Source organism: Dyella sp. NPDC103356, from assembly GCF_055584465.1.
In genome coordinates this window covers 1-7871 of record NZ_JBVJLZ010000025.1, presented here as the reverse complement: position 1 = coordinate 7871, position 7871 = coordinate 1, and the positions used below count along the sequence as shown (strand labels likewise).

Sequence of the window (7871 nt, the reverse complement as noted above, 5' to 3'; positions counted from 1 at the left end):
CCTTGCTGGTCGATGCCCACGCCTTTGGGCTTGCCGGTCGAGCCGGACGTGTAGATCACATAGGCCAGGTTGGCCGGCTGCGTGCTGTGATCCAGATTGCTGTCGTCGTAACCGGCCAGCGTATCGGCATCGCTATCGAGGCAGAACACCGGCAGGCCCGGCACCGCCGGGACGGTATCGCGCACGTGCTGTTGGGTCAGGATCGCTATCGGTCGCGCATCGGCCACGATGGTGGCCAGACGATCGGACGGATAGCTCGGGTCCAGCGGCACATATGCCGCACCGGCTTTCAGAATGCCGTACAGGCCGACGATCATCTCGATCGAACGTTCGGTGCACAGCCCTACCAGCGTGTCCGGGCCGACACCCAGATGACGCAGATGGCGGGCCAGGCGATTGGCACGCGCATTGAGCTCGGCATAACTGAGCGAGACGCCGTCATACGTTACCGCTTCACGTGATGGGCTGCGTACCACCTGGGCTTCGAACAGCTGGTGCAACGTCTGGGTCTCGGCCTGGACGTTCGGATAGAACTTGGCCGTGTCATTGAACCCATGCAGCAAATATTGACGCTCGTCCGTGGAGAGCATGGACAATTCACCGACAGCTTGTTCCGGTTGGGTCACAATCGACCGCAGCAAGTGCGTGAAATGCTCCGCCATGCGAGCGATCGTGTTTGCGTCGAACAACTCGGTGCTGTATTCGAAGCTTCCCTGCAAACCTTCCCTGCCTTCGGTGAGGGTCAGGGTGATATCGAACTTGGCCGTCGCACTTTCGCTCTCCAGCAGCTTCATCGACAGACCAGGCAAGCTCAACTCGTCCATCGGCATGTTCTGCAATACCAGCATTACCTGAAACAACGGCGTATAGCTGGTGTGCCGCTCGGGCTGCAACGCCTCGACCAGCTGCTCGAACGGCACGTCCTGATGGGCATAGGCCGCGAGCGTGTCTCGACGCACCTGTTGCAACAAGCTGTGGAAATCGCGCGTCAGGTCGACATGGGTACGCAGCACCAGCGTGTTCACGAAGAAGCCGATCAGGTTTTCGATTTCGCTACGATTGCGATTCGCAATCGGCGTGCCAATGCAGATATCGTTCTGCCCGGTATAACGAGCCAGCAGCACGCTGAAGGCTGCGTTCAAGGTCATGAACAGCGTACTTTGGGTCCGATGCCCAAGCGTCTGCAGATCAGCCACCAATGCCGCCGGGACCATGAACGACAGCGTTGCGCCACTGCGACTGGGCAATGACGGTCGCGGCCGATCGGTGGGCAGGGCCAGCAAAGTGGGGCTACCGGCAAGCTGCTGCTTCCAATAACCCAGTTGCCGTTCCAGTACGCCGCTGCCCAGCCATTGCCGCTGCCAATGGGCAAAGTCCGCATATTGAATGGGCAGCTCGGGCAATGGCGAGGAACGCCCTTGCATAAAGGCCGGATACAAGGCGGCCACTTCGCGAACCACCAATCCCATGGACCAGCCATCCGACACGATGTGGTGAATGGTCAGAAGAAGGACATGCTCGTTATCGGCAAGGCGAAGCAAGCCGCAACGAATCAACGGACCGTTCGAGAGGTTGAAAGGCGCACGCGCCTCGTTCCAGAGATGCAGGCGCGCCTGTACCTCACGTTCCTCGGCGGCGAGGCCGCTCAGGTCGACGACATCAAGTGACAACGAGGAATCGGCCGCGATCACCTGTACCGGCTCGTCGCCGAATGTGGCAAAGGAGGTACGCAATGCCTCGTGACGACGCACGATGTCGTTGAGCGTACGGGACAGCGCATCTACATCGAGCCGCCCGGTCAGTCGCACGGCGGCGGGGATGTTATAGACCCAGGGCTGCGCTTCGTAATGATCGAGGAACCATAGGCGTTGCTGCGCAAACGACAGCGGCAACGGCGCATCGCGCAGGATGGGCTGTATCGCCGATGGCGCATTTCGTTCGCTCGCCATGACGGGCAACGCGGCGAGCGACTGGACTTTCCCGGTGAGCAACGCCACCGTCGGCGCCTCAAAGATGAGATCGACCGCTATCTCGACACCAAATTCGGTGCGTACCCGGGAGGCTAGCTGCGTTGCCAGCAAGGAGTGGCCACCGAGATCAAAGAAATTGTCGTCCGCATCTATGGATGGACGGCCAAACAGGTCTTGCCAGATCCTGGTCATCACCTGCTCGAGATTGCCAGTTTCTGTCGAAGCCGATACCGGCGTTGTCGATGTGACCGAGGGGGAAGGCTCCGTCGATCGCGCCGAGAACCTTGCCTCGCTGAGCGCACCCGGATTATCCGGATAACGAACGTCGGTCCAATAACGCTCCCGCGCAAAGGGATAGGTGGGCAGGCTGACGCGATTGGGGCGCCTGCCTTCGGCGCCATAGAGCATGTTCCAATCGAAAGTGAAGCCCTTGACCCATAGGTCCAGCAACTTGCCGAACTTGCCTTTCGCAACCCAGGCCTGGATGGTCAGGCTCATATCCTCGTCGTCCGACAAGATCGACAAGGCGCTGCGCCTGGCCTGTCCGCGATACATGCCCTCTACTTCGGTATCACCGGCGATGGCAGCCAACTTGAGCCGCAAGTCGTCGAGCGAGTCGACCAGCAGCGCAAGTCGTTCTTCCATCGCTTCGCGGCCGACCTGCAAAGTGTAGGCGACGTCGGCCAACGCCAGATCATCGGCACGAGCCGACGCAATGGCATCCAATAAGCGCCGCACTTGCTCTTGCAGCCGTTCCTTGTCGCGAGCCGACAGAACGATCACGGCCTGGCTTGCACCCGCACGCTCCGCGGCCTTGTCCACGTCGATGAACGGGATATATTCCTCGATCACCACATGGGCATTCGCCCCGCCCGCTCCGAACGAGGACACCCCGGCGATTCTCGGGATTTCCTGCAATTGTCCATCGCGTTCCAGCATCGGGCGCGGCCAAGGTGCCAAGGTCTGCTGCACCACAAATGGCGTATCGGCGAACTTGATATTCGGGTTGAGCGAGCCAGCATGCAGGCTCGGCGCCAAGGTCCGATGCTTCATCTGCATCAATACCTTGCTGATCGCCACGAAGCCGCTGGCACTCTCGCTGTGACCCACATTCGACTTGGCCGACCCGATAGCGCAGAACTGCTTGTCCGATGTCCAGTGTCGAAATGCCTTGGACAAGCCGGCGATCTCGATTGGATCGCCAAGGTTGCTGCCCGTGCCCTGCGCTTCCACATAGCTGACGGTGCGCGCGTCGACGCCTGCGCGTCGCAAGGCATCGCTTATCAGCTGCGCCTGCATGTTGGGGTTGGGCACCATGTAGCTGTGCGTCTTGCCACCCGAATTGACGGCACTCCCCTTGATAACGCCATAGATATGGTCGCCGTCCGCAACGGCCTGGTGCAGCGGTTTGAGCACGAGCGCGCCCACGGCTTCGCTGTCCACGAAACCGTCGCCGTCAGCGGCAAACGACTTGCATTGGTCGCCGCTGGACAACATCGTCATCGACGACAGGTCGATCAGATGGGCAGGCGCGACAATCAGGTTCACGCCACCGGCAACGGCGACCTCACTATCGCCGCTACGCAAGCTTTCAATGGCCAGATGCACCGCAGTCAACGACGAGGAGCAGGCGGTATCGATCGCCATGCTCGGCCCCTGGAAATCGAACAGGTAGGAAACGCGATTGGCGATCGACCAGAAACGCACGCCTGTCGGGTAATGTTCGTTCATGACGCCAACGAACAAGCCGACCTTTCTGCTCCGGCTCACATTTGCCGCGGTGTAGCCGGCGTCCTCGATGCTCGCATGCACCTCCTGCATGAACAGCCGCTCTTGCGGACCGATCAGCTGCGCTTCGCGTGGCGTGATATTGAAAAACAGGCGATCGAAACTGTCGACGTCATCGAGCAGGCCGGCCCAACGGGTATAGGTCTTGCCGGGCTGATGCTTTTGCGCGTCGAAGAACCGGCTGTTGTCCCAGCGCTCCGGTGGAATCTCCGAAATGCAGTTCCGTCCGGCTGCCAGGTTTTCCCAGAACTGGTCGACATTGGCCGCCCCCGGGTAGCGCCCTGACAGGCCGACGATGGCCACCTCGAAGGGCGGCGTCGGCGCCGGGGCTGCCGTCACCGTGGGGGCGACCCTGGAGACGGCGCCGATTCGGGTTGCTCCCGGCGCGAGCACTGTCACCCGCGATTGCTCTGGTTGCGACACGACAGGGGCCGCAACAGCAGGAGCAGCTGCACGCGCAGCGGCTGCGCCCATTCCCGTCCAGCGCAGCAAAGCGTCGGCTTCGGTCTGCATCAGATGCTCGACCAGGCTCTCGATCGTCTGGTGTTCGAAGAACAGTGTCGAGCCGATGCTGTCGACGCCAAGCGCAGCGCGCAATGCGTTAGTCAGCTCCAGGACGAGGATCGAGTCGATACCGTATTTCTCGAAATTGGTCCTGGCATCGATACTATCCGCCGGAAGCTTGGCGCTCTTACCGATCAGTTTCCTGATTTGTTCAATGCTCTTCTCGCGCAGCAACTGACTGCCCTCCACGGCAGACTGGACGATCGCCACTGTCCGCTCCACTTCCTGGTGACCGATGGTGGGTGTGCCTTCCAGTTCGGCCATATCCGCGCTCGTACGATCCTTCTGCGTTCCGCGTATCGGGCGGGGATTGAAGCTGCGTACACTGAATTCCTTCATGCGCACACAGACAGCGCCGGTTGAATCGCATAGATCGATATCGAGCTTCTGCACGGCATCGCTGAAAGCCGCGCGATCGCTATACCGTACGACGGCCCACATCTCGTTCGTGCAAGGGCCCAACACGTCCAGCGTATCGAGCGCGAAGGGCAATGCCAGAGAGATCTCGCCCACTCCGGGTCGCATCTGAAGGCCCAGGGATGCCTGTAATGCCGCATCGAGCAGGCTCGGATGCATGACATAGTGATTCAGCGACGAAGCCATCGCAGCAGGCAACGCAATCCTGGCAAGGACCGTCCCCTCGCCGACAAATATGTCCTTCAGGCTACGGAAGCTCGGCCCGTAATTCAGACCACTTTGCTCGAATACGGCATAGCACTGCTCTGCACTGAGATAAGACACGGTGCACTGCTCGCGCAATGCGGCCAAATCGTGGCGCTCTTCAGCGTTTGCCGCCTCCGCTTGGGCGATGACATTTCCCTGCCCGTACACGGTATGCCCATCTTCACCGGCACTGTAGATTTCATAGCGCACCGTCCCATCGTGTTCGGGATAAAGCGCCACATTCATGGCGAGCCCGCCCGCCCCCACTGTCGCAGGTCGCGCCCATGCGACCTTGCTCAGCGACAGACCGCCATCTCCATGGATCGCTTCGCCTGCGGCAAAGAGCGCCATCTCAAGCTGTGCGACACCCGGCAGTACCGACGCCCCTTGTACACGGTGATCGGCGAGGAAAAATTCCCCGCCGTGGAAGCGGCTGCTGAAACGCTGGACTGCCAGGTCCGACGTATTACGATGCACCAGCGGGTGAAGCGGCTGCATGCCGCCCTCCATGGAGCCGACGCGTGCCGGGGTCTCGTTACCCGACACCCAGTGGTGTTCACGCGCAAACGGATAACTCGGGAGACTGATACGGCGCGGCTTGTCCTTGCGATAGAGCGCAAGCCAATCGATGTCATGCCCCTCGGCCCATAGCCCCAGTAGCGCGTCAATCTCGTTTCTCTCGATCGCTTGGGCAATAGCAGCAGCCGTATCGCCGCCGGTCTTGTCGCGTTCTGCCTGTCCGCGATAAAGCGTGGCTACATTGCCGGCGAGAAAGCCGGTCAGCTTGTCGCGCAATACGTCGATCGAGTCGGCGACGAAACCCAGACGCTCTTCCATGGCCTCACGACCGATTTGCAACGTATAGGCCAGATCGGCCAATGCCATCTCCGACGCCGCTTGCGGGGCCGACACTACACTCAGCAACTGCTGCACCTGTTCATGCAAGCGTTCTTCGTTGCGCGCCGACAGCACCACCGCGACCGGCCCGGTGGTCGCTGAGGGTGGCGCCGCCGACGGAACATATTCCTCCAGCACGACGTGCGCATTCACGCCACCAAAGCCGAATGAGCTCACGCCGGCACGGCGTGGCAGGGGTTGCCCGTGGGCATCGCGCGCCGCCGCCCATTCGCGCGCCGACTGCACCACATAAAAGGGGCTGCCCTTCAGATCGATATACGGATTGAGCGTATCGCTGTGCAGGCTCTTTACCAGCGTCCGGTGCTTCATCTGCAACAGCACCTTGATGACGCCCGCCACGCCCGCGGCCAGCTCCAGATGACCGATATTGGTCTTGACCGAACCCAGGCCGCAATGGGGTGCCACGACCTCATCCGGCCCCGTGGCCGCGTAGAGTTCCTTGAAGGCCGCCTTCAGGCCGTTGATTTCCACCGGATCGCCCAATGGCGTACCGGTACCGTGCGCTTCGATATATGTGACGGTCCGCGGATCGATGCCGGCCTGCTGATAGGCATGTCGAATGACCGCGGCCTGCGCTTTCGGATTAGGTGCGGTCAACGAATTGGCGCGTCCGCCATGATTCTCTGCGGTACCGCGTATCAGGCCGTAGATATGATCGCCGTCGCGCTCGGCGTGGGATAGTTTCTTCAACACCAGCATCGCGACACCTTCGCCGCGCACGTAGCCGTTGGCTTCGCTGGAGAACGTCTTGCAGCGACCGTCTTCGCTCAGCATGCCTGCCTTGCTGAAGCTGATATGCGCCTCGGGTGTCACGATGGTGTTGACACCACCGACGACAGAGAGCGACGACTCGCCGTTGTGAATTGCGGCCACACCGCGCTTCAACGCAATCAGCGAGCTGGAGCACGCTGTCTCTACCGGCTCGCTCGGCCCATGCCAATTGAACAGATAGCTGATGCGATTGGGGCCGACCGAAGGCACGCCACCGGTCGAGGCATACGCCTCGCCACCGCGATGAGCGTGGTTGAGCAAGGTGCCGTAGCCGGTCGCACCGGTGCCGATATAGATCGCCGTGTCGCTGCCCGACAACGCCTTCCCGGCATAGCCGGCATCCTCCAGCGCCTTCCAGACATGAATCATCATCAGACGCTGTTGCGGGTCCATTAACTCCGCTTCCTTCGGCGAGATGCCGAAGAACATCGGATCGAACTCGCCCACGCCTTCGATAAAGCCGCCCCATTTGATGTTGGTCTTGTTGTCCTCCTGCGTCGGGTCGCCATACCACGCACGCCAATCCCAGCGATCAGCCGGAATGTCGCTGATGCAATCCTTGCCCTCGTGCAGGTTGCGCCAGAAAGCGTCGATATCCCGCGCCTGCGGGAACTGGCCGCTCATGCCAATGATCGCAATGGGCTCGCTGATCGCCTGGCTACGACTTGCCAGCGACATGCTGAGCCTGCTTCGCCCACGCACGCGAGCGCGCTCGATCGCAGGCGCCTGCGACGTCGGAGCAACGCCTTTTACAGCGACCAGTTGCGGCGCCAATACTGCCCGATGTTCCCGTTCCAGATACTCGATCAGACCGTCGAGCGTCGGATATTCGAAGAAGATGGTTGGAGCGAGTTCAAGCTTGTACTGCTGGTTTATGGCATTGCCGAGCTCGGTCAGCGTGATCGAATCGAAACCATATTCACTCAAGGTGGTATCGCCGTCGATGTCCTCCGGCTTCACCTTGATCAAGGACGAAACGATAGCCACCAGGGCTTGTTTCAATGACTCCGGCAGGCCGCGTTCTACCGAAGACGGCTCCGGATACGTGGCAACAGTCTGCGCGGATTTGCCCAGCACGACCTGCCGGATGCGATCGGCGTCACCGGCGATCACCATCCGCTGGCTCTGCCCGCTCGCCATCGCCTGCCGTAACGCCAGCACACCACTGTCGCTGGCCAACGCGTGCATCCCCAACTG

The 7871-nt window shown here is 61.0% G+C and carries 1 protein-coding gene; it reads right to left on the bottom strand.

The features are described from left to right. The coding region (locus ACZ6WW_RS23445) for a beta-ketoacyl synthase N-terminal-like domain-containing protein (RefSeq protein ID WP_465276324.1) at positions 1-7871 on the bottom strand (7871 nt) is incomplete at both ends.